Here is a 24,494-nt window from a genome sequence, read left to right as displayed (position 1 = left end):
GGTATTGATTCTGTCTGTACATTGTATTGGAAGTCATGGGAGTGTCTGGCTATTCTGGGCCGCAGAGCAGGGGCGCCAGCAGTGCCGCGTCCCATAAAAAAGCAGTTCGACAGGAGACCGACATGCCGACATCCTTGCCCGACCAGCCCCTGGCTGACAGTCAGATCCATGCTGCCAGCACTGCCGTTTCCCTCCCGCTTTCCCGCCGTTGCGCTTCTGGCCGCCAGGCGCCGCGTTACCGCGACATTGACCAGCTCGCCGGCGACGATGCCCTGATGCAGGCATTGGTCGAACGTGGCAAGCGCTTGATCGAGCGCGGCATCCCGGTGCTGATCCTGGGCCAGACCGGCACCGGCAAGGAATACCTGTCGCGCGCCCTGCATGACTACAGTGCGCGGCGCCAGGCTGGCTGGATCGCCGTCAATTGCGCCTCGATCCCCGAAAGTTTGGCCGAAAGTGAATTGTTTGGTTATTGCAAGGGCGCGTTCTCGGGGGCTTTGCCGGGTGGTATGAAGGGAAAGGTACAGCAGGCCGATGGCGGCACGCTCTTCCTCGATGAGATCGGCGACATGCCGCTGGCCTTGCAGACGCGCCTGTTGCGCGTGCTCTCCGAGCGCGAGGTGACGCCGCTGGGCGCACTGCGACCGGTACCGGTGGATGTGCAACTGATCTGCGCCACCCATCAGGACTTGCCTAGCCTGATTGCCGAGGGCCGCTTCCGTGAAGATCTCTACTATCGCATCGCCGGTGGCGTGCTGCGCCTGCCGGCGCTGCGCGAACGCGCCGACCTGCGCCGGCTGGTGCTGCAGATGATGGCCGATGAACTGGGTGTGCAGGCCGATGAGCAGCTTATCGCCCCGGCGGCGTGGCAGCGTCTGCTGGCCTATCCCTGGCCGGGCAACCTGCGCCAGATGCACGCGGTGATCCGCTACAGTTGCGCGGTGATGAATGGCAGGCGCATCGAAGTGAGCGACCTGCCCGAAGAGTTGATGCAGTCGCAGGGGCCGGTGTTGGCCCAGGTCCATCCCTTGGCGCCGCGCATGGCGGAGAGGCCGCCCAGCGCGGTGCCCACGGGCGGGCCCTGGCCGGATGAACGCACCCGCGTCATCGCCGCCTTGAATGGCAGTCGCTGGAACATCTCTGCCGCCTCGCGCCAATTGGGCATGTGCCGTGCCTCCTTGTATCGCAAGCTGCGGCAACTGGATATTCCGCATGTGCGCGACCAGGGCGTGCGTGTGATGGATACGATGGGTACGTATGCTGCAGCCTAAAATAATATAAATAATTTATGTAATAAAGCGCGTCCTGCCAGAACCTGCGCACCCCTGAATTCTTGCAAGCAATTGCCGTATCGTTTGTCTGGTTTGTCATTAACTTGAAATAAATCCCCTTTACCCTCACCCGGTCAAAAAGGGATTCGCCAAGGCACTAGCGTTGGTGCCATGTTCAAGCCAGTGAGCCAGTGAGCGAGTGGGAGTGGGTAAGCCGTTATCGTTCGAGCCGAAAGGACTGCTGACCAGACTGCTCGCGGGCAGAGGGGTGTCGGCAGGGATGGTGCTGCTCGCCGTGGCCGTGTTGTCACTGGTCTGGTATTTCACCATCCTCCGCATCGAGAACGAAAAGCAGTTGGCCATCGCCGGCTCCATCGCCGACAGCCGCAACGTGGCCGCCATCGTCTCGGCCAATCTCGATGAGGTGCTGGGCAAGACCCTGCTGTATTCGCGCATCGGCCAGTCCATGCTCAATGGCGAGCAATCCTCTTCGGCCTATTTCAATCCCCTCTTCAACGGCGACTCGGCCTACCTGCGGGTGGCCATGTTCGATGCGCGCGGGCGGCTGGTGTATTCCTCGGCGCGCCAGAAGAGCGAGCCCGAGTTGAGTCGTCTCATCAATGCCGGCTACATGAGTTCGCTGACCAACTCGGGCGAACAGAACCAGATGATCATCAAGCCGCCCATGAACCGCGATGGGTATAGCTGGCGCGTGCCGTTGCTCATTCCGTTACAGGATGGCAAGGGCGCCTTGCAAGGCTTCTTCGCGGCCATTCTGGACCTGGGCTATTTCCTCAAGGCTTACCAGGAAGTGAGCGTGGATGGCAGCAGCCGCATCGAGATCATCAATGCCGCCGGCTTGCAATTGGCTGAACTGTACGGCGGCATCCTCTCGGGAGGCTCCGACTATGCCGGCCAGGAGTACGCCACCTTCCTCTTGACCGGCAAGGGCGATGGCCTCATCCATGCCTTGCGACCGGGTGATCCGGTGCAGCACGTGGGCGTGCAGCGGCGTCTGGCGCATTACCCGCTGGCCGTGGTGGTCAGTCGCGACCAGCAGGTGCTGCTGAGCAAGCTGTGGCCGGCGCATCGGGTGTATTACCTGCAGGCCATCCTGATCTCGCTCTTGATCGTGGTGCTCTCGGGAGGCTTGATCAGCCTGGCGCACCGGCGTCGCTATCTGTATGAAAAACTGGTCTATTCCGAGCGTGAGAAGAGTGGCCTGATCCATCAGCTGGAACAGGAAAAAAGCCGCGCCTACCAGTTGGCCTCGCACGATTACCTGACCGGTATTCCCAATCGCATGTTGTTCTATGAACTGGCCGCTACCGAACTGTCGCGGGCGCGGCGCAGCCGCAACCTGTATGCGCTGTTTTTCCTTGATCTGGACAAGTTCAAGTTGATCAACGATACCCTGGGCCACGCCGTGGGCGATGCGCTGTTGCAGGAAGTGGCGCGCCGTCTGCGTGGTGCCGTGCGCGAATACGACCTGGTGGCGCGCCTGGGCGGGGATGAATTCGTGGTGCTGGTTTCCGAAATCCGTGATGAGGAAATCGTCGCCGAGATCGCCGACAAGCTGGTGGAAACCTTGCGCGCGCCTTACCCGGACCTGCTGGGCTGCGATGTCGAAACCTCGCCCAGCATCGGCATCGCGCTCTATCCGCGCGATGGCCAGAGCATCGAAGCCTTGATGACCAATGCCGACTCCGCCATGTACACCGCCAAGAGCGCCGGCGCCGGTCTGTATCGTTTTTACGATGCCTCGCTCAATGCGATTGCGGTGCGCGGGCTGGAGCTGCTGGGGCGCTTCCGCCAGGCCATCAAGGATGATGAATTCTGCCTGCATTACCAGCCCAAGGTGGAGCTGCAGGATTATCGCGTGGTCGGCATGGAAGCCTTGATCCGCTGGCAGCATCCCGAACATGGCCTGATCTATCCGGGCGAATTCATCGGCCTGGCCGAGACCCATGATCTGGTACAGCCGCTGGGCCACTGGATCATCGAGGCCGTATGCTGGCAACTGGCGCAATGGCGCGACGATGGCTTGCCGCTGGTGCCGGTGGCCATCAATGTCTCGGCCAAGCAATTGAATGATGAACGGCTGATCGCCACCGTGCGCGAGGCTCTGCGCCGTTATCGCCTCAGTGCCGACCTGCTGGAGATCGAAGTCACCGAGAGCTGCTTCATCAGCGACCTGGAACAGGCCCGTCAGACCCTGGAAAAACTGCGTGATGAAGGCTTGCGCATCTACCTGGACGACTACGGCACCGGTTATTCCAGTCTCAGCCACATCAAGACCTTGCCGGTGTATGCACTCAAGATAGACCGCTCCTTCGTGCGCGACATCCGCAACGACAACAGCGACGGCATGATCGTGGCCTCCACCGTCACGTTGGCGCGCAATCTCGGGTTGAAGGTGGTGGCCGAGGGCGTGGAGACACGCGAACAACTGATGCACCTCAAGCTGATGGGCTGCGACGAAGTGCAGGGCTTCTACCTGCAGCGCCCGGTGGCGCCGGCCCAACTGGTGCCGCTCTTGCAGAAAGGCAGATTCGAGATCGTATGAAGCGCTTACTGAAAACTGTATTGCTGGGCGCGGCAGTGGCGCTGTCGGCATCGACCACGGCGCCTGCCCTGGCGGGCGGCAAGAGCGCCTGCGAACGACCGCAGCGGCTGCGTTTTTCCTTCGTGCCGCAGGGCCGGGGCAATGACCAGCAGACGGCGCTCAATCCCCTCATCGAGGAATTGCGCGAGCGTCTGAAGATGCCGGTGGACGTAGTCGTGCCTACCTCCTATGGCAGCGTGGTCGAAGGCTTGATTGCCGGCGCGGTCGATGTGGCACGGCTGGGTCCGGCTTCCTACGTGACGGCGCGCAAGGGCGATCCGCAGATCACGCCGTTTGCCTCGATGCAACAGGTGGAACCCAACTTTGCCGCGCAGGGTGGGGTGTCGTCGGTGTATTACGCTTTGTTGATCACGCGCCAGCAAGGTCCGTATGACAGCGTGGCTTCGCTCAAGGGCAAGGTGCTGGTGCTGGCCGATCCCGAGAGTACCTCGGGTTCGCTCATTCCACGCCATATCTTTGCGCGCCAGTACAAGCTGCAACTGGACCAGTATTTTTCGCGCATCGGGTATTCCGGCAATCATGAGCAATCGGTGATGGCGGTATTGCAGCGTCACGCCGATGCCGCCTTCGTGGCCAGTACCAATCTCTCGCGCATGATCAGCGACGGCAAGCTCAAGAAGAGCGACCTGCGCGTGTTGTGGCGCTCGGCGCCGATTCCCTTCGATCCCTTCGTCTATCGCGGGCAGTTGTGCGCCGATATCCGTCAGACGATCCGCGCCGTGTTCCTCGACAAGAACGCCTTGCGCGTGAGGCTCACGCTGGACAACCTGCGCGCCACGCACTTCGTGCCGGTGCGTGACGCCGATTACCAGATCATCCGCGCACTGCCCTGATGCGGGCGGGCGCGCTGCCGCTTATTGGCTAGCATCTTCGGCCAGCAGCGTCTCGATATCGGAAATCATTTCCTCTGGCCGCGTCTGCGGCGCATAGCGCTTGAAGACGCTGCCGTCGCGGCGCACCAGGAACTTGGTGAAATTCCACTTGATGGCCTTGCTGCCCAACAGACCCGGCGCTTCCTTCTTGAGGTACTGGAACAGTGGATCGGCGTGTTCGCCATTGACGTCGATCTTGGCGAACAGCGGGAAGCTCACGCCATAGTTCTTTTCGCAGAAGGCGCCGATTTCTTCGGCATTGCCCGGCTCTTGCGCACCGAATTGATTGCAGGGGAAGGCCAGCACTTCCAGGCCGCGCGCCTGGAACTGGCGATGGATCGCTTCCAGGCCATTGTATTGCGGCGTGAAGCCGCACTTGCTGGCGCTGTTGACGATGAGCAGCACCTTGCCGCGCAACTGTTCCAGCGGGAAGGGCGTCTGGTCCGGCAGCCTGGGCTGGAAATCGTAGAGTGTGGTCATGGGCTTGTCCTTGCGAGCTGGCGAAATGGTGGCCGCCATTCTAAACCGCTGCGCGCAGGGCTGCTGGCGAGCTGCCGCTTACCCGGTGGCGCCATGCTCACGGGCGGTCTGCTCACTGATGCGGCCCTGGCGGACCAGCGCCGCCAGGCTGGCCTCCAGCGTCTGCATGGCTTGCGCGCCGCCAGCCTGCATCACCGAGACCAGTTGCGCGTTGCGGCCCTCGCGGATCAGGTTGCGCACGGCCGGGGTGGCCACCAGCAATTCATGCGCCGCCACTCGGCCCAAGCCGTCTACGGTGGGCAGCAGGGTCTGGGCGATCACCCCTTCCAGGGCCTCGGCCAGCAGGGCGCGTGCGGCTTCCTTTTCGCCGGCGGGGAAGACATCGATGATACGGTCCACCGTCTTGGCCGCCGAGGCGGCGTGCAAGGTGCCCAGCACCAGGTGGCCGGTTTCGGCAGCCGTCAGGGCCAGGCCGATGGTGTCGGCGTCGCGCAGCTCGCCCACCAGCAACACATCCGGGTCTTCGCGCAGCGCCGCGCGCAGGGCCTGGGCGAAGTCGGCGACGTGGGTGCCGATCTCGCGCTGGGTGACCAGGGCGCGCCGGGGTTCATGGATGAATTCGATGGGGTCTTCGATGGTCAGGATATGCACCGGTCGCATTTCATTGATGTGCCGGACCATGGCCGCCAGCGTGCTGCTCTTGCCGGCCCCGGTCGGCCCGCTTACCAGCACCAGCCCGCGCGGCCGCAGGGCCAGCTCGGCGCACAGCGGCGGCGCCGCCAGTTCGGTCAGCGCAGGGGGCTGCTGTCCCAGGCAGCGGATGGCCGCGGCCGGGCCACGTTGCTGGTGGAAGGCGTGTACCCGGAAACGCCCCAGGGTGGGCAGGGCGAAGGAAAAGTCACAGTCGGCCCCGGCGGCATGACGGCTGTGCAGGGCATCGGGCATGACGGCGTGCAGGGCCTGCTGCAATTGTGCGGCCTCCAGCGGCTGCAGGTTGATGCGGCGGATGGCGCCATGGACCCGCAACAAGGGCGCCAGACCAGCACAAAGATGCAGATCGGATGCCTGATTTCTGACGGCAAATGCCAGTAGGGTGGCAATGTCCATTTATAATCCCGGCGAGGTTTCACTAACAATCTGTTTATCTCCCTGCAGGCTTGCCCCTCCCGGCTCCCGGATTATGTCGTCAATCGCCCAACGCTTACAACACGTGCAACAACAGATCGCCCGCGCCACCCAGGAGGCCGGCCGCGCGAGCGCCTCGGTGCAATTGCTGGCCGTCTCCAAGACCTTCGGGCCACAGGCGGTGGCCGAAGCGGTGCAGGCCGGGCAGCGCGCCTTCGGTGAAAACTATTTGCAGGAAGCGCTGGACAAGATCGCAGCCATGCCGGCCCTGGTGCCGGGGATTGCGCTGGAGTGGCATTTCATCGGCCCCATCCAGAGCAACAAGACCCGCCCCATCGCCGAGCACTTCGCCTGGGTGCATTCGGTGGATCGTCTCAAGATCGCCCAGCGCCTGTCCGAACAGCGGCCTGCGGAACTGGGGCCGCTCAATATTTGTCTGCAAGTCAATATCAGCGGGGAAGCCAGCAAGAGCGGTCTATCCCCCCAGGAGTTGCCCGCGGTCGCCGCCCAGGTGGCGCAATTGCCCCATCTGCGGCTGCGCGGCCTGATGGCCATCCCGGCCCCCAGCGAGGACCCGGCACAGCAGCGGGCCGCCTTTGCCGCGGTGCGGGGGCTATATGAACAATTGCGCCAGAGTGGCCTGCCCCTGGATACTCTTTCCATGGGCATGTCGGCCGACCTGGAGGCCGCACTGGCCGAAGGGGCAAGCATAGTGCGCATCGGCAGTGCTATCTTTGGTGCTCGGCATTACGCTTGATGCGGCCTATATGAAGTTTTCAACCCAATAGCATCAGCCCTACACAAGACACAAGGAGCACAAGTGAAGATAGCGTTTATCGGCGGCGGCAACATGGCATCGGCCTTGATCGGTGGTTTGGTCGGCAAGGTGGCGGCGGCCCAGGACATCCACGTAGTCGATCTCAATGCCGATGCGCTGCAATCGCTCAAGGACAAGTTCGGCGTGGCCACCGCACAAAGCATCGATGGCGCCATTGCCAGCGTGGACGTGGTGGTGCTGGCGGTCAAGCCGCAGCAGATGCGCGAGGTGGTGGCCACGCTCAAGCCCTTCATCGGTGCGCAACTGATCGTCTCCATTGCCGCCGGCATCCGCATGGTGGATCTGTCGCGCTGGCTGGATGGCCACCAGGCCATCGTGCGCGCTATGCCCAATACGCCGGCGCTGATCGGTCGCGGCATTTCCGGTGTGGTGCCGCATGAGCAGGTTTCGACCTTGCAGCGCGCCCAGGCCGATACCATCCTCAAGGCAGTCGGCGAAACCCTGTGGCTGGCGCAGGAAGCCCAGCTCGATGCGGTGACCGCCGTCTCCGGCAGCGGCCCGGCCTACGTGTTCTACTTCCTCGAAGCCATGGAGCAGGCGGCCGCGCAACTGGGCCTGTCGCGCCAAGAGGGCCTGGAGCTGGCCAAGGCCACCTTCGCCGGCGCCACCGAACTGGCGCGTCGCTCCGAGGAATCGGTGGCGACCTTGCGCGAGCGCGTCACCTCCAAGGGGGGCACCACCTATGCCGCGTTGACCAGCCTGGAACAGTCGGGCGTGAAAGCGGCCATCGTCACCGCCCTGCAAGCGGCTGCCACGCGCAGCAAGGAGCTGGGCGACGAATTCGGCCAGGCCTGATGAGACAGCCTTACCGTTTCAATGCATGGCTGGTGGCCTTGCCGCTGGTGCTGGCCTTGCTGCTGGCCGGCTGCGCTGCTACCGCCGACAACGACGGTTACTACACCGTCAAGCGCGGCGATACGCTCTACAGCATCGGCCGCGACTTCGACCAGAGCCCGGCCAACCTGCGCACCTGGAACCGCTTGCGCAATCCCGACGACCTGGAAGTGGGCCAGCGCATCCTGGTGCGCCCGCCGGTAGGCGTGGTGGCCCGCACCGGCGCCGGACAGAGCCCGCGCCCGGCCGCGTCTTCGGCGTCAGGCACGCCGCGCAAGAGCACGACCCGACCCGCGACCAAGCCAGCCGCCAAGCCGCAGGATGACGATGACGACGCCCCGGCTCCGGCCGACGCCAAGCTGGACTGGATGTGGCCGACCCAGGGCAAGTCCGCGCCCAGCGCCGACAGCTACAAGAAGGGCATCGACATCAGCGGCAGCCAGGGGCAATCGGTGGTGGCGGCGGCGGCCGGCAAGGTCACCTATGCCGGTCACGGCATCCGTGGCTACGGCAACATGGTCATCATCAAGCACACGCCGCAATTGCTGTCGGTGTATGCACACAACGACAGCATCCTGGTCAAGGAAGGCCAGATGGTCACGCGTGGCCAACAGATCGCCACCATGGGCAACAGCGACACCGACAAGGTCAAGCTGTACTTCGAAATCCGCCGCAACGGCAAGCCGGTCAACGTGATGGCCTTGCTGCCGGCGCGCTGAAAGAGCAAGCGCTGCGGCGCAGAGCCGCAGCGCCAAGGCATCACAGAACCTCAGGAATGAACATGGCCAAGCTGGAAGACATCGTCAGGAAACAGAAAACCGGGGCCACCTTCGTCATCAGCGCGCAAATGCTGCAGATGAGCCCACGCGAATTCGACGCCATCGCCCAGATCTGGGACGACGAAGGCGGCCCGGGCTTCAATGTTGCGGGCGTACCGTTTCGCGTGGTGGTGGAGGGGGAGTTCCTGATCAGTCGGGTGACGGTGGTGCGCACTACGGCTGAGGTATGAGCTCAGGGTATCAAGCCCGGCGCTGCAAGCGATAAACCACCGTCTCCAGCGCCGTCAATCCGCGCTCCAGGAACTTGGGTTCCTTCTCCAGGATATCGCGGCGGTCTATCGCCACGGCTTCGCTGTGGGCGGCATACAGGCGCAGCACTTCTTCCTCGGCCACCGAGAAGGGTGGGCCGTCCATCTTCTGCTGGTCGTATTCCAGCGTGATGAGCAGGCTGCGCGCCTGTGCCGGCAGACGGCCGTAGGTCTGCGAGACATAGTCGGCGCGCATGGGCGGCGGCAGTGCGATCAGTGCGGCGCGGTCGTAGGCGCCGGCGCAGGCGGCCAGGGTGGCGTCTTCCAGGGCGAAGATGTCGCCGCAGATCAGTTCGATGTTGCCGGCCACGTAGTGGCGGCCCTGGGCGCTCTCATGGACGGCGGGCGTCAACTGGTGCTCGCTGAAGAACTGGGTGATGGCCAGCTCCGACAATTCCACCCCCAGCACGCGATGGCCTTGCTGGGCCAGCCATAGCATGTCCAGCGACTTGCCGCACAGCGGTACCAGCACCGTGCTGCCATGGGGCAGCGCCAGTTGCGGCCAGTATTTCGGCAGCAGCGGGGTCACCCGCGACTGGTGGAAATGGGTGCGGCCTTCGCGCCAGCGTTCCAGCCAGAATTGCGCTTCCATCGTGTCTCCCTGTTGCGATGCGTTTTTAGCGCATCAGGTAATCCAGCGCGACGCCGGCAAAGATCGCCGCGCCCAGCCAGTTGTTGTTGTTGAAGGCGGCGAAGCAGCGCATCCGGTCGCGCTCGCGAATGAGGGTGTAGTGATACCCCGCGAAACCGCAGGCCACCAGCATCCCCGCCGAGAACCACAGGCCCAGCCCGTATTGCAGGCCGACCACCCAGATCAGCGCCAGCGCCACCCCGTAGCACAGCATCACGGCGGCCACGTCGTAACGGCCGAAGGTGATGGCCGAGGTCTTGATGCCGATCTTGAGGTCGTCGTCGCGGTCCACCATCGCATACTCGGTGTCATAGGCCACCGCCCAGAAGATATTGGCCACCAGCAGCACCCAGGCCGCCAGCGGCACCGTGCCGGTCACGCTGGCAAAGCCCATGGGGATGCCGAAGCCGAAGGCGATGCCCAGGTAAGCCTGGGGGATGGCGAAGAAGCGCTTGAAGTAGGGATAGCTGCCGGCGATGAGGACTGCCGCCACCGACAATTGCAGCGTGAGCGCATTCAAGGGCAGGATCAGCAGGAACGACACCAGCGCCAGCACGCCGGCCACCATCAGCGCTTCCCACGACTGGATCTTGCCGGAGGTCAACGGTCGCTGTTCGGTGCGCTTGACGTGGCGGTCGAAGTCGCGGTCGGCGTAGTCATTGATGGCGCAGCCGGCTGAGCGCATCAGCACCGTGCCCAGTACGTAGATCACCAGTATAGGCCAGTCAGGCGGGCCGCCCGCGGCCAGCCACAGGGCAATGAGCGTGGGCCACAGCAAGAGCAGGATGCCGATCGGTTTGTGGGCGCGCACCAGCAGCGCGTAAAGCCTGAGCCTGTACATGGAATGTCCGCAAAAACGAAAGTCCGCATTATAATTCGCGTCGCCGTTTCCGCACTGTCGTGCTTTTCAAGAGAATGAATAACAAGACGGACAGCGATCGGAGCCGGCGGCGTCAATCAGTAAATATTATAAAAACGCAAAAACATTTCTTTTGAGGCATTCCCGCTTCGTGCTGCAGGACGGCACGGTTTTTCTTTGCCCTGGCAGGCGAGTACGACTAGAACTCATTTCATAAATAGGCATGAGTGCGAGCGAGTCTCGTTTGGGATGAAGTGCAAGGCGCGAATTTGGGTCAAGACTGGGCGTCTTGACCCAAATTCGTAACGCAGCAATTCGCCCAAACGAGCCGCTCCCTCCGGGTTCTGCCCAGAAAGGGCGCTGGCCGCGTTGCGCTCCTTGCGTGTGGCACCGCCACACGACGCGTCGCGCGCCTTGCCAGCGCCCTTTCTGGGCAGAACGCATCTCATGCCTATTTATGAAATGAGTTCTAATGTAACGCCGCTGTCATGGAGCATTGTTAGCATCGAAACCCCTTTTTTGAGAGGTCCCCTCTGATGAACATGATGAAAAAACTGATCGCCACTGGCGTGCTGGCGACGATCACTTCCTCTGCCTTCGCTGCGACCGAGATCACCTGGTGGCATTCCATGACTGGTGCCCTGGGCGAGCGCGTCAACGCCCTGGCCGATGACTTCAACAAGAGCCAGAGCGACTACAAGGTGGTGCCCATCTACAAGGGCCAGTACGACGAATCGATGTCGGCCGCCATCGCCGCCTACCGCGCCGGCAATGCGCCGGACATCCTGCAGGTGTTCGAAGTGGGCACGGCCACCATGATCTACGCCAAGGGCGCGTTCAAGCCGGTCTATGAAGTGATGCACCAGGCCGGCGAGAAGTTCGACCAGAACGCCTACGTGCCGGCCATCGCGGGTTATTACTCGACCCCCAGGGGCATGATGTCCTTCCCCTTCAACAGCTCCACCACCATCATGTTCTACAACAAGGACATGTTCGCCAAGGCGGGCCTGGACCCGGAAAAGCCACCCGTGACCTGGCAGGAATTCGTCGGCATGGCTGCCAAGATCAAGGCCAGCGGCGCGTCCTGTGCCTACACCACGACCTGGCAATCCTGGGTGCATTTGGAATCGTTTTCAACCTGGCATAACGTCGAGCTGGCTTCCAAGAACAATGGCTTCGGCGGCCTGGATGCGCGCCTGAAGATGAATAGCCCGCTGCACGTGCGCCACATCGAGAACCTGGCCAACTGGGCCAAGCAGGGCTACTTCACCTATGCCGGCCGCAAGGATGAGGCCAATGCCAAGTTCAATGCCGGCGAGTGCGCCATCATCACCGGTTCTTCCTCGGCCTATGCCGATATCCGCAAGAACGCCAAGTTCAAGTTCGGCGTGGCGCCGCTGCCTTACTACAGCGACGTGCCGGGCGCACCGCAGAACACCGTCATCGGCGGCGCTTCGCTGTGGGTGATGAACGGCAAGAAGGCCGATGAATACAAGGGCGTGGCCAAGTTCTTCAGCTACCTCTCCAAGCCCGAAGTGGCCGCCAAGTGGCACCAGGATACCGGCTACCTGCCGGTCACCAAGGCCGCCTACGAGCTGACCAGGCAGTCTGGTTTCTATGACCGCAATCCCGGTACCGACGTGGCCGTCAAGCAGATGATCGTCAAGACCACCGAGAAGTCGCGCGGCCTGCGCCTGGGCAACTATGTCCAGATCCGCACCGTCTTCGATGAGGAACTGGAAAACGTCTGGACCGGCAAGAAGACCGCCAAGGAAGCCCTGGATTCGGCCGTCAAGCGCGGCGATGAACTGCTGGCCCGCTTCGAGCGCGCCAACAAGGGTAACCAGTAAGTCTGTCCGGTAGCAGCTTCGGTAGCGGCGCTGGGGTCCATGATCCTGGACCCCAGCGCTGGCTTCCGTATTCAGATGTCTGAGCTCTGACTTCTGACTTTCTTCAACTTCTGCGGCCAGGTGATCCCTGGCTGAACGATCGTGGAAAAACGCGCGCGCTTCACCTCGAAGTGGTTGCCCTATCTGCTGGTGGCACCGCAGATCATCATCACCTTGCTGTTCTTCTTCTGGCCCGCCGTACAGGCGCTGGTGCAGTCGATGCTGCTGGAAAATCCCTTCGGCGGCTATTCCGAATTCGTCTGGTTCGACAATTTCAAGACCCTCTTCGCTGATCCCACCTATCTCGAAGCGTTCCGCACCACGGCGGTCTTCTCGGCGCTGGTGGCCTTCTTCGGATTGGCGTTGTCGCTGCTGCTGGCGGTCTTTGCCGACCGCGTGCGGCGCGGTGCGGCGCTCTACAAGACCTTCCTGATCTGGCCCTATGCGGTCTCACCAGTGGTGGTGGGGGTGCTGTGGATGTTCCTGTTGAGTCCCTCGCTGGGCATCCTCTCGCATGTGCTGGCCTGGCTGGGCCTGCCCTGGGACTACATGATCAATGGCACCCACGCCATGATCCTCATCGTGGTGGCCGCCATCTGGAAGCAGATCAGCTATAACTTCCTGTTCTTCCTGGCCGGGCTGCAATCGATTCCCAAGTCCCTGATCGAAGCCGCGGCCATCGATGGCGCCGGGCCGGTCAAGCGCTTCTTCACCATCGTCTTCCCGCTACTCTCGCCGACCACCTTCTTCCTCTTCGTGGTCAACGTGGTCTATGCCTTCTTCGATACCTTCGTCATCGTCGATGCCACCACCCACGGTGGTCCCGGCAAGGATACCGAGATCCTGGTCTACAAGGTCTTCGTCGATGGCTTCCGCGGCGGCGACCTGGGTGGTTCGGCGGCGCAATCGGTGGTGCTGATGGCGGTGGTGATCCTGCTCACCGTGGTGCAATTCAAGTACGTTGAAAGAAGGTGCAATACGCATGACACCTGTTCTCTTTCCCCTCCATTTCGCCTACCCAGAGGTGCGCGCATGATAGAACGTCGTCCCATCCTCGACTTCCTCGGCCATGTGGTGCTGGTACTGGGGGTACTCATCGTGGTGTTTCCGCTCTACGTGGCCTTCGTGGCCAGCACCCAGACGGCCGAGCAGTCGGCACTCTCGCCGCTGTCGCTGGTGCCGGGTGGCGAGCTGCTCAACAACTACAGCGCCATCCTCTTCAAGGGCACATCCGGCCAGGTGAGCGCACCGCCCGTGCTGCACATGCTGTGGGTGAGCCTGGTCACCGCGCTCATCATCGCCATCGGCAAGATCGCCATTTCCATGCTCTCGGCGTTTGCCATCGTCTACTTCCGCTTTCCGGGACGAGGCCTGTTCTTCTGGATGATCTTCGTCACCCTGATGCTGCCGGTGGAAGTGCGCATCACGCCGACCTACCAGGTGGTGTCGGACCTGGGGCTGCTCAATAGCTATGCCGGTCTGAGTCTGCCGCTGATCGCCTCGGCTACCGCCACTTTCCTGTTCCGCCAGTTCTTCCTGACGGTACCCGATGAACTGGCCGAGGCCGCGCGCATCGATGGCGCCGGCCCGCTGCGCTTCCTCAAGGATGTGCTGTGGCCGCTCTCGCGCACCAATGTGATTGCGCTGTTCGTGATCATGTTCATCTATGGCTGGAACCAGTATCTGTGGCCGCTCATCGCCGCCACCGATCCCGGCATGTATCCGATTGGCATTGGCATCAAGACCTTGATCTCCGGCGGCGATTCGGCGGTGGAATGGAACCTGGTGATGGCCGCCATGGTCCTGGCCATGCTTCCGCCCGGACTGGTGGTGGTGCTGATGCAGAAATGGTTCGTCAAGGGCCTGGTCGATTCCGAGAAATAATTTATATCATTTAAATAATTACAGCCATGGCAGCTATCCATCTCAAGCAAGTCCGCAAGACCTATGGCGGCGGCGCCAAGGCGGTCGATGTGATCCACGGCATCGATGCCGAGATCGCCGATGGCGAATTCATCGTCATGGTCGGCCCCTCGGGTTGCGGCAAGTCCACTCTCCTGCGCATGGTCGCGGGCCTGGAAGAAGTCAGCAGCGGTCAGATCGTCATCGGCCAGCGCGTGGTCAATGATCTGGAACCCAAGGAGCGCGACATCGCCATGGTGTTCCAGAACTATGCGCTCTATCCGCACATGACGGTGTACCAGAACATGGCCTATGGCTTGAAGATCCAGGGCCTGTCCAAGAGCGAGATCGATGAACGGGTGCAGCGCGCCGCCGCCATCCTGGAACTGGGCGCCTTGCTGGAACGCACCCCGCGCCAGCTCTCCGGCGGTCAGCGCCAGCGCGTGGCCATGGGCCGCGCCATCGTCAGAAAACCGGCGGTGTTCCTGTTCGACGAACCGCTCTCCAACCTGGACGCCAAGCTGCGCGTGCAGATGCGCCTGGAAATCCAGAAGCTGCACGCCAATCTGCGCACCACCAGCCTGTACGTGACCCACGACCAGGTCGAAGCCATGACCCTGGGTCAGCGCATGATCGTCATGAACCGTGGCGTGGCCGAACAGATCGGCACGCCCGCCGAAGTCTATGCGCGCCCGGCTACCACCTTCGTGGCCAGCTTCATCGGTTCGCCGCCGATGAACCTGCTGCGCGGCAAGCTGTCGGCCGATGGCGCCAGTTTTGAGGTCGACCAGGGCGGCGCGGCCGATACCGTCCGGCTGCCGCAGGCGCTGCCGGCTGCGGCCGGTCAGGAGCGCATCCTGGGCGTGCGACCGGAACACCTGCTGCCCATCCTCGATGGCTCGGCGGCGCAACTGGCGCTGGAGGTGGAACTGGTCGAAGCGCTGGGCGCGGAATTGCTGGTCCATGCGCGCTGCGGTGGACAGTCGCTGGTGTTGCGCTGTCCGGCCAATGTACCGGTCAGCACCGGTCAGCGTATTGGCGCCTCCTTCGGCGCGGCGGATGTGCATTGGTTCGATGTGCAAAGCACACACCGGATAGGCTGAAGGCAACAGCGCAAGCGCATGGGAAATGCAACGGGCCTCGCATTGCGAGGCCCGTTTGTTATTGTGGCTGGCTTGGTTGGCGTCAAGCCGTGGTGACGGTTTCGTTGGTCAACATTTCCACGCCATTGAGCTTGCACGCCAGCACCGCCTGGTGCACGGCATCGATGGCGGCCTGGCGCGTGAAGCTCTTGCGCCAGGCAATCACCACCCGGCGCGATGGCGCGGGGGCGACGAAGGGGACGTAACGCACCATGCCGTCGCGGGTATCGGCATCGGGGATGGAGGCGCGCGGCAGCACGGTCACGCCGATGCCCGAGGACACCATGTGGCGGATGGTCTCCAGCGAAGAGCCCTCGAAGGTGCGGGCAATGCCATCGCCATTGGTGGAAAAGCGCGACATCTCCGGGCAGACTTCCAGCACCTGGTCGCGGAAGCAGTGGCCGTTGCCCAGCAGCAGCATGGTCTCGCTCTTCAGTTCGCGGGCATCGATCTGCTTGCGGTCGGCCCATTTATGCTGGCGCGGCAGGGCCACCATGAATTCTTCGTCATACAGCGGCAAGACGTTCAAGCCATGTTCGGGGAAGGGCAGGGCCATGATGGCGGCATCGAGCTCACCCTGGCGCAGCAGTTCGATCAGGCGGGTAGTGAAGTTTTCCTGCAGGATCAGCGGCATCTGAGGCACCCGCTCTATCATGGTCTTGACCAGCGAGGGCAGCAGGTAAGGGCCGATGGTATAGATGATGCCCAGGCGCAAGGGGCCCGACAGCGGATCCTTGTTCTGGTTGGCGATCTCCTTGATGGCCGCAGTCTGTTCCAGCACGCGCTCGGCCTGGGCCACGATCTGCGCGCCCAGCGGCGTGACCGAGACCTCGGTGCCGCCGCGTTCGAAGATGACCACGCCCAGCTCATCTTCCAGTTTCTTGATGGCCACCGACAGCGTGGGCTGGGCGACGAAACAAGCTTCTGCTGCATGGCCGAAGTGCTTTTCGCGCGCCACGGCCACGATGTATTTGAGTTCTGTAAGTGTCATGCTGTTATGCCGAATCTGTTTCCGGGACTATAGCGTATTTTGGCCGTGCTGGTTCTGCGCAGCATCATGGTGATTTCCCGCTCTTTGGCGCAGGATGCAAGGGCATTGGCAGGGTTTGCCGGGATTGTCGCCGGGTGTTATCGTCCTGTCACGTCTTGGTCACAATGGGCAGGTATGTTGTCACGCACTTTTCAGGCGAAGGGGAGTGCCGCGTTCGCCACTTTATCTTGCACACGAGGAAACAATGGATAAGGAAGAACTGGTCAAGCGCGTCCACCGCGAACTGGCCGACAGCTACGACGAAGAAATGGAACTGGAGCTGGAAGACCGCACCGTGGACCCGGTCACCGGTGAATTCTCCAGCGCCCATGGCAACGAGGAAAAGGAATACCGCCGCTTGTATTTCCGCGAGCTGTTCCGCCTGCAGGGGGAGCTGGTCAAGCTGCAGGACTGGGTGGTGCAGACCGGTCACAAGGTGGTGATCGTCTTCGAAGGTCGCGATGCCGCTGGCAAGGGTGGCGTCATCAAGCGCATCACCCAGCGCCTGAACCCGCGCGTAGCCCGTGTGGCAGCGCTGCCGGCCCCCAACGACCGCGAACGCACGCAGTGGTATTTCCAGCGTTACGTCTCGCACCTGCCGGCTGCCGGTGAAATCGTGCTATTTGACCGAAGCTGGTACAACCGGGCCGGTGTGGAGCGGGTGATGGGCTTTTGCACCGATGAGCAATATGAAGAGTTTTTCCGCTCTGTGCCCGAGTTCGAACGCATGTTGACGCGTGCCGGCATCCAGGTCATCAAGTACTGGTTCTCCATCACCGATGAAGAGCAGCACCTGCGCTTCCTCTCGCGCATCCATGATCCGCTCAAGCAGTGGAAGTTGAGCCCCATGGACCTGGAATCGCGCCGCCGCTGGGAGGAATACACCAAGGCCAAGGAAGTGATGCTGGAACGCACCCACATCCCCGAAGCGCCGTGGTGGGTGGTGCAGGCGGTGGACAAGAAGAAGGCACGCCTGAACTGCATCCAGCACCTGCTGCAACAGATGCCCTATGCCGAAGTGCCGCACCCGCCGGTGATCTTGCCCGAGCGCGAGCGCCATGAGGATTACGAGCGCCACCCGGTGCCGGATTCCATGATCGTGCCGGAATACTATTGACCTACGGAAGATCGGCGTCGATCACCCCCATAAAAAAATGGCCGGAGCAGTGCAGCTCCGGCCATTTTCATTGGGACCACGCCGATGCCAGCGTGGTGCCAGCCAGCTTAGTCGAAGTACTTGGAAATGACTTCGCCAAAGGCCTGTTCGGCCGACATGCCATTGAGCATGAGCTTGCTGATCTCATCGGAATGCTGGTTGATTTCATCGGGCAGCATGTGGCGGTTGGCCTTGAAGTAGGCGTACTTCTCGCCATCGACCGCTTCGCGCGCGCGGGCCGCGGCGGTAGTCGGGCGGGCCGTGCCGCCGGCGCTGCGGGCCGAGGCGGCGCGTGCCGAGCGCGGCGTGCTGCGGGTGCCGCTGCCACCGGTGGCGACGATGCGCTTGATCTGGTCGAGCGTGAAGATGGGCGTTACGTTGCCGGGACCGAACTCGGTTTCCTCGGCGCGGTGCAGGTGATGGTTGCCGTCGAAGGCCATCTTCTTGTCGAAGCTGTTGATGACTTCATAGTGCGGTTTTTGCACCGAACCGAACATGCTGAAATGGACGCGGTCGCCGTAGGAGGTCATCTGGGTGATCACGCCGTTGAGGAATTCGGCCTTGATCGCCTCGACGTTGCCATGCCAACGTTTGGTTTTGCTTGAACTCAAAATAACTCTTCCAATGATGCAGGCGCGGCCTTTGGTCGATGCTCTTGCCATCGATGCAGCGGGTGCCGCCAAGGTCGCGCAAATTAAAAACGGGGGGATGAAGGCAATATTATCCTCCTCTGCACGTCTTCTTGCATACCCGATGCCGACTTTTTCTTTATGCGAAGGGCTTGACTAACTGAATGTTGGGCTATTTTGCCGAGAATTTATGATGTTTTTCGCAGACATTGCTTGAAAAGCATTTCCCCAGCCTCCATCTGCTTGCCTTCTGGCAAGCTCCGGCAGCCTGTGTGGCGCTGTCCCACCTTCCTCTTGCAAAGGCATTCCATGCGACGTAGCTACGTTTCCGTCTTCCTCGTCCTGGGCCTGCTGGCCGCGCTGCACGCCTGGATCGGCTGGCAACTGCTGCCGGCACTGAGCAGCGATGCGCTCTGGATCGGCCTGGGCGTGACCGTGCTGGTCCTGTCGGTCCTGTTGATGCCGGTGGCGCTGGCCATTCCCTACCTGAAGCGGCGCGGCCTGCCCGAACCCTGGTCGGATCGCCTGGCCTGGGCCGGCATGTTGGCCATGGGCGCGTTTTCCTCGGCGCTGCTGCTGACCCTCTTGCGCAGCCTCGCCCTGGCCCTGTTGCCCTGGTTGCCGCTGTCGCCCATCGAGCGGCATGAGATGGTGGAACTGACCGCCTGGCTGGTGCTGGCGCTGACCGCAGCGGCCACCGTCATCGGCTATCTCAACGCTCGCCGCACCGCCGCCGTGGTCGAGGTCAGCGTACCCATCGCCGGGCTGCCCAGCGCGCTGGAAGGATTTACCATCGTCCAGATCAGCGACATCCATGTCGGCCCCACCATCAAGGCGCCCTATCTGCAAGCCATCGTCGACAAGGTCAATGCGCTGCAACCGGACGTGGTGGCCATCACCGGTGACCTGGTCGATGGCAGCGTGCGCCAGCTCGCGCCGCATACCGCGCCGCTGGCGCAATTGCGCGCCCGCCATGGCAGCTACTTCGTCACCGGCAACCACGAGTACTACTCCAATGCCCATGAATGGATAGCCGAAGTGCGCCGCCTGGGCGTGACCGTGCTGATGAATGAACACGTGGTGCTGGACCATGAAGGGGCCGGCCTGGTGCTGGCCGGCGTGACCGACTACACCGCCCATCATTTCGATGAAGCCCATCGCAGCGATCCCAAGGCAGCCATCGCCGCGGCCCCAGCGGGTCATCCCCGCATCCTGCTGGCGCACCAGCCGCGCACTGCGACCGCGGCAGTGGAGGCCGGCTTCGACCTGCAATTGTCGGGCCACACCCATGGTGGCCAGTTCTTCCCCTGGAATTTCTTCGTGCCGCTGCAACAGCCCTATGTGGCGGGCTTGAAGCGTTTGCAAGGGCTGTGGATCTACGTCAGTCGCGGCACCGGCTACTGGGGCCCACCCAAGCGCCTGCTGGCGCCGTCTGAAATCACGCGCCTGCGGCTCACGGCGCGCTGAGGCGTTCTACGTTTCAGTTTTACGTTTTCAGTTTTACGTTTCATCCAGCCGTGCCAGTCGGCGCATGGCCTGCGGCGGCTGACCGAACAGGCGCAGGCAGGCGCGCCGCATCCGGTCGGCGTCGCCAAAGCCGGTGGCGCGGGCGATGCTCTCCAGGCTGTCCTGCGATTGTTCGATCCGCAGCCGCGCCGCTTCGGCCCGCATCTGCTCGATGGCGCGCGCCGGGGTCTGGCCGGTCTCGGCGGCAAAGGCGCGGTCGAACTGGCGGCGGCTGAGGCAGGCCACTTCGGCCAGCAGGTCCACCGTCAACTCATGCTGCAAGTGTTCGCGCGCAAAGCCCAGCGCGCGGCGGATGCGCTCGGAACCGCCATCCATCTCCTGCAAGGCCGAGAACTGCGACTGCCCGCCCGGACGGCGGTGATACACCACCAGCTCGCGCGCCACGCTGCGCGCCAGTTCTACCCCGTGATCCTCTTCGATGAGCGCCAGGGCCAGGTCGATGCCGGCAGAAATGCCGGCCGAGGTCCAGACCTTGCCATCGCGTGAATAGATGCGATCGCTATCGACCTTCACCTGCGGATGCATCTGTTGCAGCTTGGCCGCCATGCGCCAGTGGGTGGTCGCGTGCCGGCCATCGAGCACCCCCGCGGCCGCCAGGACGAAGGCCCCGGTGCAGACCCCGGCGATGCGCCGCGAACGCGTCGCCGCCCGCACGATGTACCGCCGCAGCGCTGGTGACACCAGCCCCTCGCGCGGCGCACCACCACCGGCTACCACCAGCGTATCGAAGCTGGCACGGCCGATGCGCTCGGTCTGGATCAGTGCGCCGGCCGAACTGCGGATCATGCCGCCGGCTTCGGAATACAGCGTCAGCCGATACAGCGCCTGACCGGAGACCCGGTTGGCTGCATCGAAGGCCGATAGCGGACCGGTGAAATCCAACATGCTGCAATCGGCAAAGATGAGAAAAGCAGTATCGCGCGCGGGCATGGTGCAGAAAACGTCAAATGGCTGGAAATGCCGGAATTATGACATTCAAGCCATCGACTTGCACGCCACACTGCAGGGCCTGATCCTCACCGGAGCCCGCCATGGAACCCGTCGCCACAGCCTCTGCACCACTGGTCTCAACGCCATCCTCATCCCTGCCCGCCAGCGCGCATCGCTGGAAAGTCCTGGCCGCGGGTGTGGCCGCCAATGCCAGCTTCTCGGCGGTGTTTTCGGGCATTCCCGTGACCTCGCTGGTCTTGCGCAGCGACTACCACTTGAGCAATGCGCAACTGGGCCTGGCGCTGGGCCTGTTGAGCCTGGGCGTGGCGCTGGGTGAGCTGCCCTGGGGCCTGCTCACCGACCGCCTGGGCGACCGCAAGGTGCTGCTGGTGGGCCTGCTCGGCACCAGTGTGGCACTGGGCTTGCTGATGCTGCTGGCGCGCCCGGGGCTGGGTGCGGATGCGGCCTACCTGTGGCTGTGTGGCGGACTGATGCTGGCCGGTTTGCTGGGCGGCAGCGTCAACGGTGCCAGCGGGCGCGCCATCATGGGCTGGTTCGCCGATGGCGAGCGCGGCCTGGCCATGAGCATCCGCCAGACCGCCGTGCCGCTGGGGGGCGGCATCGGCGCCTTGCTGCTGCCCTCGCTGGCGGCGCAGGCCGGCTTCGCTGCGGTGTTCGGCGTGCTCATGTCGTGGTGCCTGGCCAGCGTGGGCCTGGTGCTGTGGTGGCTGCGCGAACCGCCGCTGCAGCTGCACGCCCGACTCGCCGCCACCAGCACCACCCCGGCCTTGCGCAATGCAATGGTGTGGCGCCTGGCGCTGGGCATCGGTTTGCTTTGCGCACCGCAGGTGGCCTTGATCAGCTTCGGCGGCATCTTCCTGCATGAGGTCGGGCAGGCCGGTTTGCTGCTCATCAGCGTGCTGTTGACCCTGGTCCAGATCGGCGCGGCGATCACGCGCATTGCCAGCGGGCGCTGGACCGACCGGCGCGGCCAGCGTCGCGATTACCTGCGCGGTTGCGCACTGGCCAGCGCCATCCTGTTCGCCGCGCTGGGCGTGCTGTCCCACCCGAGCCTGCACGCTGCCTTGCCCTGGCTGTCACTGCTACTGGTGAGCGCCGGCGTGGTGGTGTCGGCCTGGCATGGCGTGGCCTATACCGAACTGGCCGTGGTGGCCGGCCCCTCCCAGGTCGGCACCGCCTTGGGGCTGGGCAATAGCTGCGTGTTCCTGGTGTTCTTCCTCACCGCCCAGGCCGTGCCGCTGCTGCTGCACTGGCAGGGCTGGCCGGCCGTGTGGCTGGGCACGGCGCTGGTGGCCGTGCTGGTCTTTCCCTTGTTCCCGGCGCTGGCCAAACCACGGGCCTGATTCACCCTAAAAGACCGGTCTTAGACGACCGGTCTAATTTTTCGTTAGAATGGTCGCCATGCGAGAACACTATGGCGAAAACAAGCGCAACATCCTCCAGGCCGGCCGCGCCATCATTGCGCAAAAAGGTTTTTCCGGGGTCGGCCTGTCCGAGATCCTGGCCGCAGCCGACATCCCCAAAGGTTCCTTCTACCATTACTTCGGTTCCAAGGAACAATACGGCCGCGAACTGATCGAGCATTATGTGGCCGGCTACCTGGACCGGCTAGCCGAGGTTCTGGAGGCCCGCCATGGCGGCAACGCCCGCGAGCGCCTGCTGACCTACTGGGGCAATTGGCTGGAAAGCCAGTGCTGCCAGCACGTCGAGCAGCGCTGCCTGGTGGTCAAGCTCTCGGCCGAGGTGGCCGATCTCTCCGAGGATATGCGCCAGGCCTTGCATGAAGGCACGCAGCGCTTCATCGAGCGCATCGCCGTGTGCATCGAAGAGGGCATTGCCGAAGGCTCGCTGCACACCGTACTGCATCCGCTGGCCACGGCCACCATGCTCTACCAGCAATGGCTGGGCGCCAGCCTGCTGGCGCGCTTGAGTCGCGACCGCGCACCGATGGAAGCGGCCATGCTGGTGACCCGGCGCGTGCTGGTGCCGCCCCCGATTGCGTCGCATCGATGAACTGAACACAGAAAGGATTTCCCATGACCCAGCTTCCCCAGAACAACCGCCGCATCGTCCTCGCCTCGCGCCCGACTGCGGCCCCCAGCGCCGACAACTTCCGCCTGGAACAAGTCGCCATTCCGGCGCTGCAGGAAGGCCAGATGCTCTTGCGCGGCCAATGGCTCTCGCTGGACCCCTACATGCGCGGGCGCATGAGCGATGCCCCTTCCTATGCCCCGCCGGTGGCCATCGGTGACGTCATGATCGGTGGCGTGGTCTCGCAAGTGCTCAGCTCGCGCCATCCCGATTTCAAGGAAGGCGACCTGGTCATGGCCTACACCGGCTGGCAGGAATACGCGGTCTCCGATGGCACTGGCGCCCACAAGTTGCCGGCCGGGTTCGACCATCCCTCCCACGCCCTGGGCGTGCTGGGAATGCCCGGCTACACTGCCTACGCCGGCCTGATCGACATCGGCCAGCCGCGTGCTGGCGAGACCGTGGTGGTGGCCGCTGCCACTGGCGCGGTCGGCTCCCTGGTGGGGCAGATCGCCAAGCAGCGCGGTTGCCACGTGGTGGGCATTGCCGGTGGCGCGCAGAAGTGCGAGTCGGCGGTCAAGGAACTGGGCTTTGACGCCTGCATCGACCATCGTGCCGCCGACTTCGCCCAGCAATTGCAGGCTGCCTGCCCGCGCGGCATCGATGTGTATTTCGAAAACGTCGGTGGCGCCGTGCTGGATGCCGTCTTCCCGCTGTTGAACATCCACGCCCGGGTGCCGGTATGCGGCTTGATCGCCCACTACAACGGCGGTAGCCTGGCCACCGAAAGCAGCGCGATCTTGCGCCGCGTGCTGACCCAACGCATCCGCGTACAGGGCTTCATCATCTTCGACTACTACGTCAACCGTCCCGACCTGTATGCCGCGTTCCAGCAGGAAGTCGGCACCTGGCTCAAGCAGGGCAAGCTGCACTACCGCGAAGACGTGGTGCAGGGCTTGGAACAGGCGCCAGAGGCCTTCATGGGCCTGCTGCAAGGCAAGAACTTCGGCAAGCTGGTGGTCAAGCTGGACTGAACCTTCGGTTCAGACACCACCCGCATGGGCTTTTTCCGGGGAAGCTACCCGGCCACCGCGTCAACAAGGATGCACGCATGATTCCCTTTTCCGTCCTCGATCTGTCTCCCATCAACCAAGGCAGCAGCGCCGCCCAGGCCTTCCAGAACAGCAAGGAACTGGCGCAGCGCGCCGAGGCGCTGGGCTATAAACGCTACTGGCTGGCCGAGCACCACAACATGCCCGGCATCGCCAGCGCGGCTACCGCACTGGTGATCTCGCACATCGCCGCCCATACCCGCAGCATTCGCGTCGGTTCCGGCGGCATCATGCTGCCCAATCATTCGCCGCTGGTCATTGCCGAACAGTTCGGCACCCTGGAGTCGCTCTATCCGGGCCGCATCGACCTCGGCCTGGGGCGCGCACCGGGTTCCGACCAGCGCACCGCGCGCGCCTTGCGGCGTCACATGGGCGGTGACACAGGCGAGGGGGCTGGATTGAGCTGGCTGGTTTTTTCGGGATCAGAAGTGGGACGCAATCTGAAGCTATTCAATACGTCATCCCACAGCTTCATAGCCTGCTCATCGCTCAGCCTGTCTTA

The 24,494-nt window shown here is 63.2% G+C and carries 23 protein-coding genes and 1 pseudogene; 17 read left to right on the top strand and 7 right to left on the bottom strand.

What is annotated here, in order from left to right; genetic code table 11:
• The first annotated feature begins 122 nt into the window (after positions 1 to 122).
• The 3 genes from I5W_RS22425 to I5W_RS22415 all read left to right on the top strand — a co-directional run bounded on the left by I5W_RS22425 (position 123) and on the right by I5W_RS22415 (position 4,730).
• A complete protein-coding gene (locus tag I5W_RS22425; RefSeq protein WP_199901787.1) occupies positions 123 to 1,271 on the top strand; it encodes a sigma-54-dependent Fis family transcriptional regulator in 1,149 nt (382 codons plus the stop codon).
• Positions 1,272 to 1,551: 280 nt separating this feature from the next.
• Entirely contained in the window at positions 1,552 to 3,837 is a 2,286-nt protein-coding gene (locus tag I5W_RS22420; protein ID WP_044530906.1) for a bifunctional diguanylate cyclase/phosphodiesterase, read from the top strand.
• A gap of 20 nt (positions 3,838 to 3,857) precedes the next feature.
• Positions 3,858 to 4,730, top strand: a complete 873-nt coding sequence (locus tag I5W_RS22415; RefSeq protein WP_441294736.1) for a phosphate/phosphite/phosphonate ABC transporter substrate-binding protein — start codon at positions 3,858 to 3,860, stop codon at positions 4,728 to 4,730.
• A gap of 21 nt (positions 4,731 to 4,751) precedes the next feature.
• Here the strand turns inward: I5W_RS22415 and I5W_RS22410 are convergent, their stop codons facing one another.
• Both I5W_RS22410 and I5W_RS22405 read right to left on the bottom strand, forming a co-directional pair.
• Entirely contained in the window at positions 4,752 to 5,249 is a 498-nt protein-coding gene (locus I5W_RS22410; protein WP_026052080.1) for a glutathione peroxidase, read from the bottom strand.
• Positions 5,250 to 5,327: 78 nt separating this feature from the next.
• Positions 5,328 to 6,356, bottom strand: a complete 1,029-nt coding sequence (locus I5W_RS22405) for a type IV pilus twitching motility protein PilT (RefSeq protein ID WP_044530904.1) — start codon at positions 6,354 to 6,356, stop codon at positions 5,328 to 5,330.
• Positions 6,357 to 6,429: 73 nt separating this feature from the next.
• Here I5W_RS22405 and I5W_RS22400 point away from each other — a divergent pair, with 73 nt between their 5' ends.
• The 4 genes from I5W_RS22400 to I5W_RS22385 all read left to right on the top strand — a co-directional run bounded on the left by I5W_RS22400 (position 6,430) and on the right by I5W_RS22385 (position 9,055).
• Positions 6,430 to 7,131, top strand: a complete 702-nt coding sequence (locus tag I5W_RS22400) for a YggS family pyridoxal phosphate-dependent enzyme (protein ID WP_044530903.1) — start codon at positions 6,430 to 6,432, stop codon at positions 7,129 to 7,131.
• A 63-nt stretch (positions 7,132 to 7,194) separates the two neighbouring features.
• Entirely contained in the window at positions 7,195 to 8,007 is an 813-nt protein-coding gene (gene proC / locus I5W_RS22395; protein ID WP_083893603.1) for a pyrroline-5-carboxylate reductase, read from the top strand.
• Positions 8,007 to 8,765 carry a peptidoglycan DD-metalloendopeptidase family protein gene (locus I5W_RS22390; RefSeq protein WP_017452380.1) on the top strand — a complete coding sequence of 253 codons (759 nt, stop codon included), beginning with the start codon at positions 8,007 to 8,009 and terminating at the stop codon, positions 8,763 to 8,765. Before proC ends, I5W_RS22390 begins: the two co-directional genes overlap by 1 nt.
• A 62-nt stretch (positions 8,766 to 8,827) precedes the next feature.
• Positions 8,828 to 9,055, top strand: coding sequence for a hypothetical protein (locus I5W_RS22385; protein ID WP_044530902.1), 228 nt, complete (start codon positions 8,828 to 8,830; stop codon positions 9,053 to 9,055).
• Positions 9,056 to 9,065: 10 nt separating this feature from the next.
• On the opposite strand, the gene I5W_RS22380 is transcribed toward I5W_RS22385, so the two are convergent.
• Both I5W_RS22380 and ubiA read right to left on the bottom strand, forming a co-directional pair.
• On the bottom strand, positions 9,066 to 9,725 hold the full coding sequence (locus I5W_RS22380; protein WP_044530901.1) for a thiopurine S-methyltransferase: 660 nt from the start codon (positions 9,723 to 9,725) through the stop codon (positions 9,066 to 9,068).
• Between the two features lie 25 nt (positions 9,726 to 9,750).
• Entirely contained in the window at positions 9,751 to 10,605 is an 855-nt protein-coding gene (ubiA, locus tag I5W_RS22375; RefSeq protein WP_044530900.1) for a 4-hydroxybenzoate octaprenyltransferase, read from the bottom strand.
• Between the two features lie 554 nt (positions 10,606 to 11,159).
• Here ubiA and ugpB point away from each other — a divergent pair.
• The 4 genes and pseudogenes from ugpB to I5W_RS22355 all read left to right on the top strand — a co-directional run bounded on the left by ugpB (position 11,160) and on the right by I5W_RS22355 (position 15,517).
• Entirely contained in the window at positions 11,160 to 12,473 is a 1,314-nt protein-coding gene (gene ugpB, locus I5W_RS22370) for a sn-glycerol-3-phosphate ABC transporter substrate-binding protein UgpB (RefSeq protein WP_044530899.1), read from the top strand.
• Positions 12,474 to 12,614: 141 nt separating this feature from the next.
• Positions 12,615 to 13,484, top strand: a pseudogene (ugpA, locus tag I5W_RS22365) (sn-glycerol-3-phosphate ABC transporter permease UgpA); the annotation flags it as partial.
• Between the two features lie 60 nt (positions 13,485 to 13,544).
• Complete coding sequence (gene ugpE, locus I5W_RS22360) at positions 13,545 to 14,396, top strand: sn-glycerol-3-phosphate ABC transporter permease UgpE (protein ID WP_017452374.1); 852 nt, start codon at positions 13,545 to 13,547, stop codon at positions 14,394 to 14,396.
• 26 nt (positions 14,397 to 14,422) lie between these two features.
• Positions 14,423 to 15,517, top strand: coding sequence for a sn-glycerol-3-phosphate import ATP-binding protein UgpC (locus tag I5W_RS22355; protein WP_044530898.1), 1,095 nt, complete (start codon positions 14,423 to 14,425; stop codon positions 15,515 to 15,517).
• 82 nt (positions 15,518 to 15,599) lie between these two features.
• On the opposite strand, the gene I5W_RS22350 is transcribed toward I5W_RS22355, so the two are convergent.
• A complete protein-coding gene (locus I5W_RS22350; protein WP_017452372.1) occupies positions 15,600 to 16,547 on the bottom strand; it encodes a LysR substrate-binding domain-containing protein in 948 nt (315 codons plus the stop codon).
• A 244-nt stretch (positions 16,548 to 16,791) separates the two neighbouring features.
• Here I5W_RS22350 and ppk2 point away from each other — a divergent pair, with 244 nt between their 5' ends.
• The gene (gene ppk2, locus I5W_RS22345) at positions 16,792 to 17,703 is read left to right on the top strand and encodes a polyphosphate kinase 2 (RefSeq protein ID WP_017452371.1); all 912 of its coding nucleotides are present in this window, start codon (positions 16,792 to 16,794) and stop codon (positions 17,701 to 17,703) included.
• Positions 17,704 to 17,810: 107 nt separating this feature from the next.
• On the opposite strand, the gene I5W_RS22340 is transcribed toward ppk2, so the two are convergent.
• On the bottom strand, positions 17,811 to 18,353 hold the full coding sequence (locus tag I5W_RS22340) for a hypothetical protein (RefSeq protein WP_026052079.1): 543 nt from the start codon (positions 18,351 to 18,353) through the stop codon (positions 17,811 to 17,813).
• Positions 18,354 to 18,680: 327 nt separating this feature from the next.
• Between I5W_RS22340 and I5W_RS22335 the strand changes: the two genes are divergently transcribed.
• Positions 18,681 to 19,838 (top strand): metallophosphoesterase, encoded by a 1,158-nt coding sequence (locus I5W_RS22335; protein WP_044530897.1) that lies wholly within the window; start codon positions 18,681 to 18,683, stop codon positions 19,836 to 19,838.
• Positions 19,839 to 19,871: 33 nt separating this feature from the next.
• Here the strand turns inward: I5W_RS22335 and I5W_RS22330 are convergent, their stop codons facing one another.
• Entirely contained in the window at positions 19,872 to 20,828 is a 957-nt protein-coding gene (locus I5W_RS22330) for a GlxA family transcriptional regulator (protein WP_044530896.1), read from the bottom strand.
• A gap of 101 nt (positions 20,829 to 20,929) precedes the next feature.
• Between I5W_RS22330 and I5W_RS22325 the strand changes: the two genes are divergently transcribed.
• From I5W_RS22325 to I5W_RS22310, 4 genes are all read left to right on the top strand, one after another.
• The gene (locus I5W_RS22325) at positions 20,930 to 22,192 is read left to right on the top strand and encodes an MFS transporter (protein WP_044530895.1); all 1,263 of its coding nucleotides are present in this window, start codon (positions 20,930 to 20,932) and stop codon (positions 22,190 to 22,192) included.
• Positions 22,193 to 22,250: 58 nt separating this feature from the next.
• Positions 22,251 to 22,862: a TetR/AcrR family transcriptional regulator gene (locus I5W_RS22320; protein WP_044530894.1), complete on the top strand. Its 612-nt coding sequence runs from the start codon at positions 22,251 to 22,253 to the stop codon at positions 22,860 to 22,862.
• Between the two features lie 23 nt (positions 22,863 to 22,885).
• A complete protein-coding gene (locus I5W_RS22315) occupies positions 22,886 to 23,914 on the top strand; it encodes an NADP-dependent oxidoreductase (RefSeq protein WP_044530893.1) in 1,029 nt (342 codons plus the stop codon).
• Between the two features lie 77 nt (positions 23,915 to 23,991).
• Positions 23,992 to 24,494, top strand: a 503-nt coding sequence (locus tag I5W_RS22310) for an MsnO8 family LLM class oxidoreductase (RefSeq protein WP_441294735.1), incomplete at its 3' end; no start/stop codon positions are given.

Origin of the sequence: Herbaspirillum sp. B65, from assembly GCF_000333555.1 — a bacterium.
In the GTDB taxonomy this organism is placed as follows: Bacteria; Pseudomonadota; Gammaproteobacteria; order Burkholderiales; family Burkholderiaceae_D; genus Herbaspirillum; species Herbaspirillum rubrisubalbicans.
The sequence above is the reverse complement of the archived record's forward strand: the minus strand, read 5'-3'. Positions and strand labels throughout refer to the sequence as shown.